Below are 15261 nucleotides of genomic sequence, written 5' to 3' on the forward strand. Positions count from 1 at the left end.
CAAAAACAGGGTCAGACCCCTACTAAAGTAGGGGTCTGACCCTGTTTTTCTATTGAATCTTCTCTATCTTATAACCTTTTCTCTCCAGCAATTTAATAACACTCATGTCACCAAAATAATGTCCTGCACCTACAACGACAAAATAGGTTTGTTTATTGCCTGCTTTGAGATACTGCTCGATTTTATTGGCCATGCCCATATTGCGTTTATCGAACATTTCTGTCATATATTCTTTGTATTCCGGGCTGTTATCAGGGATGTCGAATACCAGCTTCTCAATAGCAGCATCATCGCTGTACTGCCATGCTTTGATAAGAGGCTCGATTTCATTGCCATTGCGCTCAGTTTTCAGGAAGTCTTCCAGAAGCTTGATTTGCACTTTATCTGAAAAACCTGCCATCATATTAAGCTGGAAGTCCATTCCCTCAAGCTCAATGATTTTTTTCTTCCCGGCATTGGATAATAATTGATAATCAATCCCCAATTCCGGATTATACTTGGGATCCATAGGAACCAGGCCTTCTAGCAGCATGTTCATATACCAGGGCTTGAATTGTTTCAGTTTATTAATATCCATTCCATATTCGTCCAATGCAGCTCCCAGCTTTGTATACAGTTCCTTTGAGATATGATCTTCAATAGTCGTTCCGTCAGTATAGACGCCTTTTTCCATGATGAACTGCTGAATTTCATACGGATCTACATTCAGAATATTTGCTTCTACAACCAGGTTCTGTGATTTATTAAAAGCATTCATGATCTTTGAATTCAATGGGTAATATTCTTCAATGCCAACATGGATGGATCCAAGCATATAAACGGTGTTGCCATTTTTCTCTGCCTTCCACAGGAAGCCGCCCTCATTTTCAACACAAGCAGCTGCTTTAAGCTCAGCCAGCTTCCGCTTTGAAGGAGTTTCATACTTAATCAGGCTGTCTTTTTTAACATAAGATCCGCCGCCGACTCCATAAAGTTCCGCTCCTGAAGCCTTCTTAAAAGAATAGACTCTGTATTCACCTTTAGCAGGCAGTGTTTTTCCCGCCGCAAGCTTATTATCTTTCAAGGAATATAACTTTGTTTCTTTTAAAATTGTAACCTTACCCAATTGTCCGCTCTTCAGCTCTGTTTTTCCCCACATGATTTTTTTGGGGACACAATTCCTGGTTTGTTCCGCTGCAGAAACTGAAGTATTTGCAAACGAAGAAACGAGCAGCACAACCGCAAATAGTGTCGCTAAACTTTTAAACAACTTTTTCAACGCCATTATCTCCCCTTTAATCTTTTTCACCAATAGATTCCTATATATTCATTTAAAGGAAACTATTAACATTTTTAATGTTACTTTAATTTAGGATGAGGGACAACTTTTAAGAGATTTATTTTTTGATTCATCATTAAATTAATGTGTGCTAGTCTAGGACCAGTCTATGAATATTGCCTTAAAAATAAGACACCTAACAAAGCGTAAATACAATAAATGAGTCTTGGAATCCTTCTTGCGAAAGACAAAAATGATACTCGTTCACGTACCACTTTATTAATTCCATATAACCGTGCTTCTTTAAATAGACTTGCTCACCTTCAAAGGATGGGCCACAAAACCCTTCCTCTTTACCCAGCCCGAAACCACATACCCAGCTGCCCCCAAAACCAGCACCGCCCCCATCATCACCCAGCATCCATCAGCAAAAGCAATACCAGGGTTATTCAACTCAACCGACATTTCACCGTTGATTACCTTAGCAGGATTAAGATAAGTGAAAGGCAGCATATGAGCTATAGCCGAAAAAATCCTGGTGCTTACGGCATAACCGGATATGCAAACAATTGCCGCCACTGCCAGCACACTGAACTGATTTTTGATGAATAAAGAAAGAAACACAGACAATACGATTAAAAACAAAAGGACCAGGCTATGCAGCGCATAATTCTCCAGCACCACTCTCCCCAAGCTTTCCAAGTGGAAGCCGGTGCTCCATCCGGCCGGACTTTGGCCGGTGTAAGAAGCCGAACCAACCGCGGCGGCACTGTCATAATGGACAATCGGATACAGCCAATCCCCGAATCCATTTGCAAACGCCCCTGCCAGCACCACCAGAAAGACCAGGACTGTCCAGCTTAAGAGACTTAAACTTGAAGCGGCTATCAGCTTTCCGATAAAAACCTGTCTGCCTGTTACAGGCTGCGTCCTTATGAATTGAATGGCAGGCCGCTTGCCTCTTTCCCTTGCTAGCCCTCCCCCGAGAAGGAAGAAGAATACAACGATAATATAAGAAAAATAGTGGTCAAAATAATAATACAGCGAATATAGGCCGGAGTTATCAATCTTTTTGTTCTGATTCACCCATTCCTCTTGAGTCTGATTCGGCTGTTCATGGGTCCAAGTGGTATTGATGGTTGGATTGAACTCCCCGGCTATGATCGGGTCTATCTGCTTTTCCAGCATCCATTGTTTTTCAGCCAGACTCACATCAACAGTGAACTGGCCCAGCAAATCTACATAGCTTTGAGAAATATTGTTTGTATCAAACTCACCATTAGCAGCCTGCAGCTCAAATAGATGATACTCCTGTAAAGGTGCGAGTTCATGATGGTAGTAGCCATCAACTGCTTTATTCACTTTTCCCAACCGTTCCTCATATAAATTCAGTACAGTTTTTAATTCCTCAGCGTACTTTTTGTCCCCTTGGCTATTTTCAGAAAGCCCAATAGCTTCTTCATAATAAGGTAGCAGCTCTTCCTCTATCACTCTGACCTCTTCTTCAAGCCCCGCAATATAAGCTTCAGCTCTTTCATCTTTCTCATAAGTAAGAATGACCGAGCCAAGGACAATAAACACCGCCAAAACGGCCATCACCTGCAGCAGCAGTCCTTTTCTCCTTTCTTTCCTCCATTCAAACAGAATGAAATTTGCCATGAGGCTGCTGGTAAGCTGTGTTCTCCCTTTATTAAATGGCCGGTGGACAGAGGAAAAACGCTGCTTTCCTTCCCTTTTTAATAATCTGCTTGCCACTATTAAAAGGGCAGAGCTCCAGCAGAAAGCTCCAAGAAAATAGAGAAAATCAGTCTTCGATGGGACTGTCATAGCCAGGCGGTCAGCCATCAGCAAGCTAAAAGGATTGAACGGTCCCTGTAAAACGGCTTGCATATCCGTCACAATAAAGCCTGCCAGCGAGAAAAAAACAGTCAGCATGATAGTCATAAAGGTGTTCTTCGTCCAACTGCTGAAAAAGAAAATCAGGCTGAAAAGAAAGCCACTCGCACACACAAAAAACAAAATGGCACGGAAGATGAATTGATATATTGGAATAAGTGTAGCCTTATCCTCGGTTCCAACTATCACTGGGTATTGCATGCTCAAATTCTGCTGGACCAGCAGGGGAATCAGGACGCTGACTCCTATTACAATCACAACAAACAATAACGCTGACACCAGCAGGCTCATATACTTGCCGGCGGCCAGCCGCCAGCGGGATATCGGCTGGGTCGCCAGTGTAGACCAGGTGTTCTGCTCCTTTTCTTGTGAAAGGCTGCTGCCGAAAAATAACACCATAAGAACAAGCCCGATCACGCCCATAAATACAGAGCTGCCCTCCTTCAAGATCAGATGGGCTGAAAGAGGGTACTCTTCATCCTCATAAGGCAAATTATATTTCTGGAGCCAGCGGCTTTTATCAAGCCTTGCCTGGATCTCACTCTGCGGAATTCCAGTGAATACCCCGCCACTGTCCAAAAAAGCCTGCAAATGTGATAGAAACTCACCCTCCGGCTTCGGAATGTCCCACCATCTTTCTTCTGTAACAGCCACCTTCCACTGGAAAATGCTGCTCAGCATACCTTGGATCTCAGAAAGCTGTTCGGCAATCAGCGGATTTTCCGGAGTATCCTTTTGCTCGAGCATCAGCTGCGTCTGAGCACCCCTTGCCTCTTCATCCAATTGCTGGACCGCGAAATAGGCCCGGTCCTTCATCTCCGGGTACTGCTGGTAATGATAAAAATAGACCGCCATTGTATAGAGCAGAACAATGAAAAAGAGCCATAGAAACTTCTTCTGCCTGATCAGCTTTTTCAGCTCGAACATGATATGCTTCATAGCCCGGCACCATTTTCCAAATAAATCCTCTGGTACCTTTCTTCTGAACCATGCACCTTTTTCTCAATATCCAGGATGCCGATACGATTCTCCTTCATAAGCTGGATGAATGAAGGCAGCGTTAAATCTTCGCTCGCAAAAACAAATTTCCCTTCATTATATGAGACATCAGCCTGGTTCTCTTTAACTATGGCCGCTGCCCTTTCCTGCTCATCAACAAGAACATGGTAAAATACCTTCTCGTATACTCCGATATTTTCCTCTATCAGCTCCCCGCCCTTCATGAACAGGATGTGCGAGGTGACCCGATCGATTTCTGATAAATTATGGGAAGATAATAAAATACAGGTGCCCTTCTGCTGTTCTTCCAGCAAAAGATTCCTCACCCGGATGCTGCTCGTTGGATCAAGCCCATTCAAAGGCTCATCCAGGATCAAGAGCTTTGGCTCGTTTACAAGTGCCATCGTCAAAAGAAGATGCTGCTTCATGCCAAGAGAATACTTTCCGACCTTCTTATTCAAATAAGCATCCATGCCAACCCGCTTAGCAGTCGATAGCAGTCTTTTCTTAGAGATTCCCTGCATATCGCCAATGAATTGGAGATGGTCATATCCAGTCAAGTAGTCGTAAAGGACCGAGTTGTCCTGCATGAATGAAATTTCTTTAAAGATATTATGATCCTGATTGCTTTTATGTAAAATGGTTACCTTGCCCTGGTCGGCCTGCTGCAGATTGGCAATGATATTCAGCAACGTAGACTTTCCTGACCCGTTAGGTCCGACAAGCGCCACAATTTTCGGTTCATCGATTTGAAATCTTATTCCCTTTAATATCTTTTCTTTTCCATACGTCTTATGTATTCCGTCAACAGAAAGTATCATCTTTTCCTCCTGGCTGTTTTTTTCAATAAGAGAGAGTGGGACTCGCTGAGGAGTTTGAGTAGTATTATATATTAATAGACGGATGGACATGACAAAAGTAACAGATTTGGGGGTTGGGAAAATTTTAATGCCCTATATAAAATGGAACAATGGAAAAGGGCCATACTCCACAAAAAAGGAGTATGGCCCCGAATGTCTATTTCGCCCGATGAACAGTCAAATTAACTTTATTCGTTTCACAAACAAATGTAGAAAGGTGGACTGGTTCATCCTTTGAATCAAACGCAATCTTGACGATTCTGAAAAGATTCGCGCCAATATCGCATTCCAGCAGTCTGGCGTGATCTTTCGTGGCCCCGATCACATCGATGATTTTGTCATTGCTGATAATTTCAGTGCTGTAATCCTCCAGGAGGATCTGATAGGTGGATTCAAGCCTCGCGATTTTCTTTTCCAAATCAGGGAATCGCATGAGAGAGTAGTGTGCGATGTCGTAGAATAAAGGGCGGTCATTTACATACATCAGCCGCTCCAATTCAAGAACAGGGCTGCCTTCTTCAATGCGAAGGTGCCCGGCGACCTCTTCTGATGCAGATAAGACTTCGCTTCTTAATATCCGCGAGTTGGGAATCATCCCTAGCTGGTGGCTGAATTCCGAGAAGCCGCTTACAGACAAGAGCTCGTTATGGAACTTATTTGAAGCCACAAACGTCCCTCTGCGCGGTACGCGTGTAAGAGTTCCTTCATTCACTAATTCCTCAATGGCTTTGCGGATCGTAATCCGGCTCACATTATAAATATCACAAAGCTCTGCTTCTGTTGGAATTTGTTCATCCGGCTTGTACTTTCCGCTCTGGATGTCATTCTTCAGCATTTGCCTGATTTGCATATACAGCGGCTGAGGCGTTGAAGGATTTAAATTCATCTGGCTCATCCTTACCTTCGATAGATTGTTAAGATCTATTATACATTGATCTAACTCCCCAGTCACCAGGCACCAAAATATCTGATTGTATTGGCGGCAGTCTTCGCGCCCAATTCCAAACAGCTTTGTGTTGAAAGGCCTTTCAAAATACCGTAAGTAAACCCGGCTATGAAAGAATCTCCCGCTCCCATCGTATCCACAACGTCAGTATCCACCACACCATACTCGTAAAAATCTCTTCCATCATAAGCAAGCGAACCTTTTTCACCCAAAGTGGCAACCGCAATCTTTGCCCCTTTGCCAACAGCATTTTTTAAAAATTGGCGGATAAACGCATCATTTTCCTTATAAGAGAAGAAAGGATAATCAACATATGGCAGCAAACTTTGGACCAGTTTATGGTTCAGCTGATCAGAGAAATCAAAGGACGTCAACAGCCCTTTTTTCTTAAAAAGAGAAAAATAATTTTGTGCATGTCCCCATAGCCCGGCATGCACCAGCTGATGAGCAGCAATAAATTCAAGTTCTTCTCCTGTCAAAGCAAACTCGCTCATTACACCTTCATCATAGTCACCAAAGCGCCGGTCATTGCCTTCCATATGTACATCTGTAACGGCTGTTTTTCCTTCCTTTATGGAAAGATGGGTTGTATCCACTCCCTTATCCTGGATGCTTTTAATCATTTCTTCCCCATAGTGGTCCGTGCCGACCCAGCCAATATACGCAGGTTCCGCTCCCAATGCTTTTAAATAAACCGCCACATTTACCGGATTCCCCCCAGGATAAGCTTTTCCGCTGTCCTTATAGACATCCATACAGTTATCTCCGACTGTAACGACCTTCATGGTGTTTTCACTCCTTTCAGCTTAAGAAAGGAGCACTGCCGCTAGCAGTGCTCGATCATTCTTAGTACTCCATCTTGCGATAATAGCGTCTGAGTTCCAAAGGATGATTTCTCTCCCGCTCAAGGTAAACGCTGATGCGGCTGAGGACAGCCCAATTGATATTGACAGCGAAATGCTTCCTGAATTCATCGCTGATTCCTTCCATTTTAAAATCCTTCGTATCGATTACTGTAAGTTCTTTTGTAATCTTCTCAGCGAAACGCTCAACGCGCTCGGCAAGCGGACGGGTTTCATCTTCCCCTTTTAGCAAAATGACACTTGTATCTTCGACAACCAATTCAAGCGTGCCATGGAAAAACTCAGCAGCATGGATCGATTTTGCGTGGATCCACTGCATCTCTTCCAGAATGCACATCGCATAAGAGTACGTATTGCCCCATAGATTGCCTGATCCGATCATCATATGGTAGTCCGTATCTTTATGCTTAACAGCAAATTCCTCCGCTTTTTTATCAAAAGACTTTACCGCATCGAGAATGGCTCTTGGAAGCAATGATACTTCTTTCACGAATTGGTCATATTGCGGAAATTCTTCATTGTTATGCATGAAGCGGAAGGACACCATATATAACAGCATAAAGAATGTATCAAAAGAATGCTTTTCAGATCCAGTTGTGATGCAGTAGTCGACGATTTTTGTCAGCGGCGTGTCCGCTTCAGCGACTAAAGCCAGCGTAGTTGCTCCTCTTTCCCTGCAGAATTTTGCAGCCGCAACCGTTTCCTCTGTTGTGCCTGACACAGAAGTAAAGATGCAGACAGAATCCTTTGTAAAATGCTTAGGATTCGTAGCCATGAATTCTGAAGCAATTTCTGCACGGACATCAATGCTTGAGTGTGTTTTGAACATATATTCATAAGGATACATCATGGCGATCGTTCCGCCGGCGCCAATCATGTAAATATTGCTGTAGCCCTTTTGGCAGATACCATCAACAATCTTCTCAATTTCGCCTCTGTAGCCAAGGCCCTCTTTTTCTACAAGTTTCAAAAACAATTCTTCATCAAACTTCAACATGGGAACACTCTCCTTATGAGTCTCTTGCTTTATTTGTTATGTCTTGTATTATAAATAAACATTACAAATAATTCAATCTTTTTCCTTTGAAAATTTTCAGGGAGTCAGCAATCACTAACTCCCCTCCTTGGCATCAGGCAACTATATTGTCTTTGGCAGCCTTTGAGCCATACTTTTTTTCCCAATAATAATAGACAGGAAGTCCGGTGGCAACGACAACCAATGCCGCAATCATGCCCTGGATCGGCGCCCAGGTAAAAGTTCCCCAGGCAAGCCAGGCAGCCCCGGCGATGGCCAAAATCGTTGTAATCCTCCATAAAGGCATCCGATAGACCGGCTTATAGTCGTCTCTTTTCCGGCATTTATAGACGGCTGCAAAGTCCATAATATTGATCAGAAGCTGGATAAGCGTAAAATATCCCAGCAGGGCCGTTAGATTGCCGAAGAAAACCAGGAAGCACGCATAAATGACCTGCACCAATATCGAAAAGCTGGGAGTTTCATATTTCGGATGGACCTTCGCAAAGCGCTGAAAAAACAAGCCGTCCTTTGCCATCGCGTACTCCAGCCGCGGCTGGAACATGATACATGAGCTCAAAGAACCGAGTATGACAACAATCGCTGTCACTCCTACAAACGATGAAGCAATATCCGATAACCCCGGAATATACTTAACCGCATCAGAAACAGCCGCATTGGATTGAATCAGCTGTTCAAAAGGCATAAGGCCGATTACACAGACAGCAAGCAGCGTATAAAGCGTAAGGATAATGAAGATTGAAGTAATCAGCGCACGCGGTAGCACCTTGCCCGGATTCTTGAATTCCCCGGCCATGAAGCAGATCGCCGCCATGCCTGTATATGCCCAAGTTGTAGCTGAAACGCCTCCGATCAAGCTTGTTTCCGTACTGCCGGATGCTGGAGTATAAGAAAAGTTTCCTGGGTTCATATAGATAAAGCCAAGTGCAATGACAATCAGGAATGGGATGATTTTTACTGCTGTAATGATGACCTGAAAGAGGCCGCCTTCCTTTACACTCCTATAATGGATAGCCGTAATCGCCAAAATGATGGCAATGCCAAGCAGCTTTCCATTCATGCCGTCAAAGAAAGGGAAGAAGGAAGCTACATAAGAGACAATGGCCAGTGCCATAATCGAGATGCTTGGCGGATCAAGCGCCCAAAAGGTAGACCATCCGTATAAAAAAGCCAAAGGCCGCCAGCCAGCTTTATTGAGATATACGTAACCGCTTCCATTTTGTGGATAGGCTGTAGACAGCTCTGCCAGCACCATTACTTGCGGAATAGCAATCAGCCCGCCGATGACCCAGGCCAAAATTGAAATAGTCGGGGTGCCAGCTGCTCTTGCCACTTCCCCTGTCGAAACAAAAATACCGGATCCTATTGTCGTCCCAACCGCAATAGCCAGCGCCGCCCAAAATCCAAGCTTGCGTGTTAGAGCCCCATTACTCATTTTGAGTTCCCCCAGTTTTAAAATGGAATGCTTCCATCTCTCTTAATTTTTTCACAGACTCTGAAACTATTTCCTTTGGATTTCTATAATAATCAGATCCCATAATCTCAAGGGTGCATGCCCCCTTATACCCGCTGCTTTCAAGAGACTTCATATACCCCCGCCAATCCAGCTTTCCATCATCCAGTGCCAAATGGGCATCTGACATACCATCCCCATCTATCAAATGAAAATGTTTAACATCACGGAGAGTGGAAAAATATTCTTCAGGAGTTTCCCCCGCGAGCTGCATCGCTATAGTATCAATCATTCCTGTCAGAGAAGGTGATTGGATATCCTCAAGCATCCTCTTAATTCCCTCAACATCCATCACAAGATTGGTCTCAAACCTTGTTAACGGTTCCAGGACGAGGTTCATCCCTTCCTTTTCTGCTATCTTTGCTAGCTGATGAATCGAATCAGCGGCATAATTCCACGATTCTCTCTTGCTCACAGAATGATCCCCAATGCCTGAAGTAATCAGCATCATATTGCAGTCCAGCTCCAGCGCAGCATATAAATTATCCTTAAAGTACTCCAAACTGCTTCTTCTCCAATCAGAATCGGACGCCGCAATATTGTAAGGATAAACACATTGCTCCGGCGTAAAGCAAACCAGCTCCATATTTCTCGATCTAAGCTCCCGCTTCATGCTTCTTAAATGGCCAGGCAGATTCCGGTATACATAGAAATGCGGCTCTCCAGCCCACAACTCAATCTGCCGGATATCAAGACTTGTCATGCACTCCAAAAACTCCTTAAACGGATAATGCCTGAATGTAATATTCATCCCGGCAAGCTTCATATAATACCCCTCCTTTTTGAAAGCGCTTATTAATTTGTTATGATTTGTATTATAGTTAGGTAATACAAATTAAGCAATACTTTTTTGAAAATTTAATATTTAAGCATAGACACATAAATTTTAAATAATTCCATACTCCTGCTCTGCTGATAGACCAGGGTAAACCGAATTAAGCTTTATTTTTAAATAGTCCATATCTCTTTTGCCAAAATTTTTAAATGCAGAAGGAATACTGAATAAATAGTCGAAATATTATAATTATACCTGCTCATTAATGATGAGCAGGTATAGATGGGAGAGTAAATATGCCAGAAAATATACAAACTTTCTTTAAGTCCAAACATGATTACAGGAATTATGCTCTTTTGCGGATATTAGCTGATTCGCCTGCCCCCCTGGGCTCTTGGGTTCTTAAGGAGAAGATGGCTCGATTCGAAATAGACATAAGTACTGCCAGCATAGGGAGGTTATTGAAGGAGTTTGACCATAAGGGATATACCGAGCTGATAAAAAACCAGGGAAGGAAGCTTTCCCACAAAGGTATGAAACAACTGGGGTATATCGAAGATGAGCTTAATCGTTATCAAATAGAAAAAGAGTTTATCAATGCCTCCAAACCAAGAAGCTATCAGGATTTGCTCGACCTATTGCACGCAAGGAAGGTAATTGAAATGGAGACGGCCAGGCTTGCAGCCCTTCATGCCCATGAAGATGATATAAAAAAAATGGAGCTTACTATTGAAAAACATTGCTGTGATGCTTCCCATCAATTAGATCTGACAGAGGTCAGCTGCCATTTCCATGAATTAGTTGCAGATGCTTCAGGCAATGGTTTTTTATGTTCTACCCTGAAGCTGCTTATATTGGAGGAGATAGAATTGGAAAAGACCTTTCCATACCTTGCCGCTCATACACAGGGAGGACATTTTGCCCCCGATCATAGTAAGGTGCTTGAAGCCATTAAAGCCGGAGATGCCGATACGGCATCAGCCGAAATGGAAGAACATATGGAGAAGCTGATCTTAGCAATAAAAAGCTCCATTAAAGGGGGTGAGAGATAGAACTGGCTTTTAATTTATCTAAATAGGGGGAAAGTGAGATGGAGTTTGGTATTTTGGCGTTACTGCCGCCGCTTATTGCAATTATTATCGCCCTTCTGACAAAGCAAACGATTTTATCCTTGTTCATTGGTGTCTGGGTCGGGTCTACCATTATTAATTCATGGAATCCATTTTCAGGTTTTGCCAGGAGTATCTCTGATTTTATGATTCCTTCGATTGCCGATCCATGGAATGCCGGATTGCTGGTCCTGGTTTCCCTTGCAGGAGGATTCATCCACATTTTGCGGGCAACAGGTGCGGCTCAAGCTTTCGCGAATATCGCTACAAAAAGGGTCAATACACGAAAAAAGGTTCAAAATATCACATGGGGAAGCGCCTTTTTGTTTTCCTACACTGAGCCTGTCCTTATTCTTGGAACCATTATGAGGCCGCTCACAGATAAGCTTAATGTTTCCAGGGTTAAGCTCGCATACATCTTAGACTCCATGGGTGCCTCACTTGCAGCAATGTCTCCTATCAGCAGCTACGGGCCTTTTATTACAGGGCTGCTAGCCACACAAATAACTGCTCTCTCTTTATCAGAAAATCCCTGGTCTCTTTTTATTCAGATGATTCCTTATAACTTATATGGATTATTTGCGATGGTAGGGGTTTTATATGTCATTAATACAGGATTGGATATTGGACCTATGTACCAGGCAGAAAAAAGAGCAATTGAATCCGGTGAGGTTTTCGGCAAGAATGACAAACCTTTAGTGGCAGACAATGCAGATTCTTTTCCTGAAGGCCATGTCTTTAAGTTTAGGCAGTTCCTCGTGCCTATGGTGCTCTTATTCCTAACAATCTTCACTGTTATCTTTTGGACAGGGGATATTGCCGAAAATGGATTAAGGGGAGCATTTATCAAGGCCAATATAGTTCTTGCTATCTCTTGCGGTTTTCTGGCCGGATCCGCCGGAGCAGCAGTGATTTCAATTTCTTCCGGGCTTCATTCTGTGAAAACAGCTTTCGATGAATGGACACAAGGAGTAGTCAGCCTGATGATTGTACCCATGATTCTTGTCATGGCATGGTCAATTGGAAAAGTAGCTGGGGAAATGGAGCTCGGGGCCTATATGTCAGCAATAGTAGGCGATAATCTCCCCTCTTTCTTGGTGCCTGCATTAATCTTCCTGTTGGGATCAGCCATTGCATTCGCGACTGGAAGCTCATGGGGAGTATTTGCCATCATGATGCCTATTGCCCTGCCTATAGCCGCGGCAATGGATATCAGTATCCCCTTAGTCATAGGGGCTGTAATTAGCGGCGGTTTATTCGGCGACCACTGCTCCCCTATCTCAGACACGACTATCCTCGCTTCGACGGGAGCGGCCTGCGATCATATTGAACATGTACGCACACAGCTTCCATATGCATTACTGATTGGGATCTGCTCCTTTATCGGTTTTCTGGCCGCGGGAGCAACCGCCGGATGGGTTGGCATCATCATTACCGCTGCAGCAGTATTTTCGAGCCTTTATGTGTTAAACAAAAGAATGAAACGTACGGACTATCCAAAAAACATAACTATGTAAGCAAGGGAAGTGTCATGATTGAAAGTAGATATCATTATACAAAATGCACATATTTTAACGATGGAAGGACAGGGAGTAGGCTTTATAGAAAATGGCTCCATCGCGATAAAAGGAAACAGGATTCACGATATCGGGAGCTTTGATGAGATTAAGGCAAGTTATGAAGGCGAGCGGGTGATTGATGCAACAAACAAATTAGTCATGCCAGGCTTTATCGATGCCCATATCCATACTGGCATTGCCATCTTCCGGGGTGTTGCCCAGGATATGTCCAACTGGATGCAAAAAGGGCTCTGGCCATTCATGAAGCATTTGACACCCGAAGAATCCGCCAAAGGGTCTATGGTCAATATTATCGAAGGCCTAAAATCCGGCACAACCACCTTCTGTGACTATGATGGACGAATGGACCTTATAGTAGAAAACTATAAAAAGATTGGCGCACGTGCCAGGGTTGCCGAGCTGGTTAATGAGATTCCCGATAATGTCGGCGACCTGCCGGTAGGTGAACTATATCCATTTGATCCTTCCATTGGAAATACGAAGCTAAAGAGAAATCTTGATCTCTTTAATACCCACCATGAAAGCGAAAATGGCAGAATTTCAGTCATTTTAGGTCCTCATGGGCCAGATATGATGAGCCTTGAACTCCTTAAAGAGATAAAAGGGCATGGGGAAAGATTAGACACTAAGCTCCATATGCATGTAGCCCAGGGAGACAGAGAGATTGATCAAATGATCAAACGCTATGGAAAAAGGTCTATTGATTTTCTGGAGGAACAGGGGCTATTGAACGAGAGATTGATTGCTGTCCACCTGACAGAAGCAACTAATGAAGAAGCTGCCAGAGTGGCTGAAAGCGGGGCTGGCATGATTTATTGCTCCGGAAGTATCGGTATCATAGACGGCCTTGTCCCTCCTGTCTTTCACTTTATGGAATCAGGGGGAACAGCCTGCTTAGGTTCTGACCAGGCTCCAGGGAATAACTGCAATAATATGTTTAATGAAATGAAATTTTCCGCTATATTAAACAAAGTCAAAATGGCTGACCCGAAGGTGTTCAACGCCACCCGCGCCCTGCGGATGGCAACCATTGAAGCAGCAAAAGTCATGGGGATTGATCAGGAAATTGGGTCTTTAAAGAAAGGCAAAAAGGCTGATATGATTATTATCAATCTCCAGGATCCATCCTTCTTCCCTGTCCTTACAAAGCCGATCAGAAACATAGTTCCGAATTTAGTCTACTCGGCCAGGGGGCATGAAGTCGAAACTACCATTATAGATGGGCAGGTTATTATGGAAAACAGGAAACTGCTAACCATTGATGAAACTGCCGCCATCACAGAAGCCCAAAAAGCAGCTGAAAACATCTCTAGCCGCGCCGAAAAAGATATACTCAGTGCTGAAAGCGATATTTTAGATATGGTAAAAGAAGGACTGCTGTAATAAAGGATAGGCATGTCCCTGCTAATAAAAGAGGGACTGCCTCTCCCCATATTTAGAATTCTAATTAAAATGTTACACTACATTTATTCTATATATTCCCCTTTACTCTAAAACCTCCTTTCACATACCGGGACTCACTCTTTTCAACTTATTAATCAAACAGACCCAAAGACAGTCACCTTGTCCTACAATAAGAATTGCATTAAAATTTACATAATGAAGCTTACTTTCACACACAAAGCTAGGAGATACCCAGTTGAAAAATCTGCTATTCTTTCTATTTCAAATGTTTTTATTCACTATACTTCTCACCATCAACCACTTTGTCGATCAATTTATCAGCAGTCCCTTTGATTCTGGCGACCTGTTCGGTATAGGAGAAATGCTGCTGTTATTCATCCCGCTTGCCCTCCTTGCCGAAAAAGTATATAAGCGCTTTACAGATATCTCTTTTTTTCATAAGCTGCTAATAAGCATTCCGGGTCTGGCCGGGGCTATTTTAATATCTGGTTTGGCATTGGGACAGATACAAATTGGGGGATAGAGTAAAAAGTCTTAGTTAGTTAATAAGATATCTAAAAGTGGAAAATAACCTCTGATTATTATAATTAAATAATAATAACCAGGGGGCCTTTCTTAGAGGCTTATAAAAAAAGTCTATATTGCAGCTTTTTCGTTATCTAAAATCTTGTATGAGCGTAACATTAAAGTCTTCATCATATGAAACCAAATGGTTTGAACAAGCTCCAATCATCCATGCAGCGCTGTAAACAGTACACAAAATAGTCTCTTCATCATCATGGTTTCCAGCTCTCCTTCCTGTGCCATTGAGTTTTTTTAAACAGCATAGCAGTTCCATACAATTGAGAGTGGATTCTTTGAAGGCAGGCTGTTAAATGCCTTAGAAAAATTGCCGGTTTACAATAGCTAAACTATTGCTGCAATGACTGCTAATCTGCAAGCTGCATGAAGGTTTGATAAGATTACTGCTATTTTTAGGAATAAGTATAAGGATAAAAAAAGAGACAGCCAAAAAGCTGTCC

12 protein-coding genes are annotated in these 15261 nt (G+C 43.1%); 4 read left to right on the forward strand and 8 right to left on the reverse strand.

Translation table 11 applies throughout. The annotated features are described in order from the left end of the window. Positions 1-49 precede the first annotated feature (49 nt). The 8 genes from AC4E8B_RS22130 to AC4E8B_RS22165 form a co-directional block, all read right to left on the reverse strand. Complete coding sequence (locus AC4E8B_RS22130; protein ID WP_490215611.1) at positions 50-1258, reverse strand: TraB/GumN family protein; 1209 nt, start codon at positions 1256-1258, stop codon at positions 50-52. Positions 1259-1561: 303 nt separating this feature from the next. After that, the gene (locus AC4E8B_RS22135) at positions 1562-4093 is read right to left on the reverse strand and encodes a DUF2705 family protein (protein WP_490215612.1); all 2532 of its coding nucleotides are present in this window, start codon (positions 4091-4093) and stop codon (positions 1562-1564) included. Then, positions 4090-4974 (reverse strand): ABC transporter ATP-binding protein, encoded by an 885-nt coding sequence (locus tag AC4E8B_RS22140; RefSeq protein WP_490215613.1) that lies wholly within the window; start codon positions 4972-4974, stop codon positions 4090-4092. The genes AC4E8B_RS22135 and AC4E8B_RS22140 overlap by 4 nt, the downstream gene beginning before the upstream one ends. Positions 4975-5170: 196 nt before the next feature. Beyond that, positions 5171-5899 carry a GntR family transcriptional regulator gene (locus AC4E8B_RS22145; protein ID WP_490215614.1) on the reverse strand — a complete coding sequence of 243 codons (729 nt, stop codon included), beginning with the start codon at positions 5897-5899 and terminating at the stop codon, positions 5171-5173. Between the two features lie 62 nt (positions 5900-5961). After that, entirely contained in the window at positions 5962-6744 is a 783-nt protein-coding gene (frlD, locus tag AC4E8B_RS22150; protein ID WP_490215615.1) for a fructoselysine 6-kinase, read from the reverse strand. A 61-nt stretch (positions 6745-6805) separates the two neighbouring features. Continuing rightward, complete coding sequence (locus AC4E8B_RS22155) at positions 6806-7819, reverse strand: SIS domain-containing protein (RefSeq protein ID WP_490215617.1); 1014 nt, start codon at positions 7817-7819, stop codon at positions 6806-6808. A 133-nt stretch (positions 7820-7952) separates the two neighbouring features. Then, positions 7953-9293 (reverse strand): amino acid permease, encoded by a 1341-nt coding sequence (locus AC4E8B_RS22160; RefSeq protein WP_490215618.1) that lies wholly within the window; start codon positions 9291-9293, stop codon positions 7953-7955. After that, positions 9286-10137, reverse strand: coding sequence for a sugar phosphate isomerase/epimerase family protein (locus tag AC4E8B_RS22165; RefSeq protein ID WP_490215619.1), 852 nt, complete (start codon positions 10135-10137; stop codon positions 9286-9288). The genes AC4E8B_RS22160 and AC4E8B_RS22165 overlap by 8 nt, the downstream gene beginning before the upstream one ends. A gap of 305 nt (positions 10138-10442) precedes the next feature. Between AC4E8B_RS22165 and AC4E8B_RS22170 the strand changes: the two genes are divergently transcribed. The 4 genes from AC4E8B_RS22170 (at position 10443) to AC4E8B_RS22185 (ending at position 14762) form a co-directional block, all read left to right on the forward strand. Next, the gene (locus AC4E8B_RS22170; RefSeq protein ID WP_490215620.1) at positions 10443-11198 is read left to right on the forward strand and encodes a FadR/GntR family transcriptional regulator; all 756 of its coding nucleotides are present in this window, start codon (positions 10443-10445) and stop codon (positions 11196-11198) included. Positions 11199-11236: 38 nt separating this feature from the next. Continuing rightward, on the forward strand, positions 11237-12772 hold the full coding sequence (locus AC4E8B_RS22175; protein ID WP_490215621.1) for a Na+/H+ antiporter NhaC family protein: 1536 nt from the start codon (positions 11237-11239) through the stop codon (positions 12770-12772). 18 nt (positions 12773-12790) lie between these two features. Further along, the gene (locus AC4E8B_RS22180; protein ID WP_148949787.1) at positions 12791-14218 is read left to right on the forward strand and encodes an amidohydrolase family protein; all 1428 of its coding nucleotides are present in this window, start codon (positions 12791-12793) and stop codon (positions 14216-14218) included. 256 nt (positions 14219-14474) lie between these two features. Beyond that, on the forward strand, positions 14475-14762 hold the full coding sequence (locus AC4E8B_RS22185; protein ID WP_490215622.1) for a hypothetical protein: 288 nt from the start codon (positions 14475-14477) through the stop codon (positions 14760-14762). Positions 14763-15261 lie beyond the last annotated feature (499 nt).

It is taken from the genome of Bacillus sp. SRL543, from assembly GCF_984799205.1.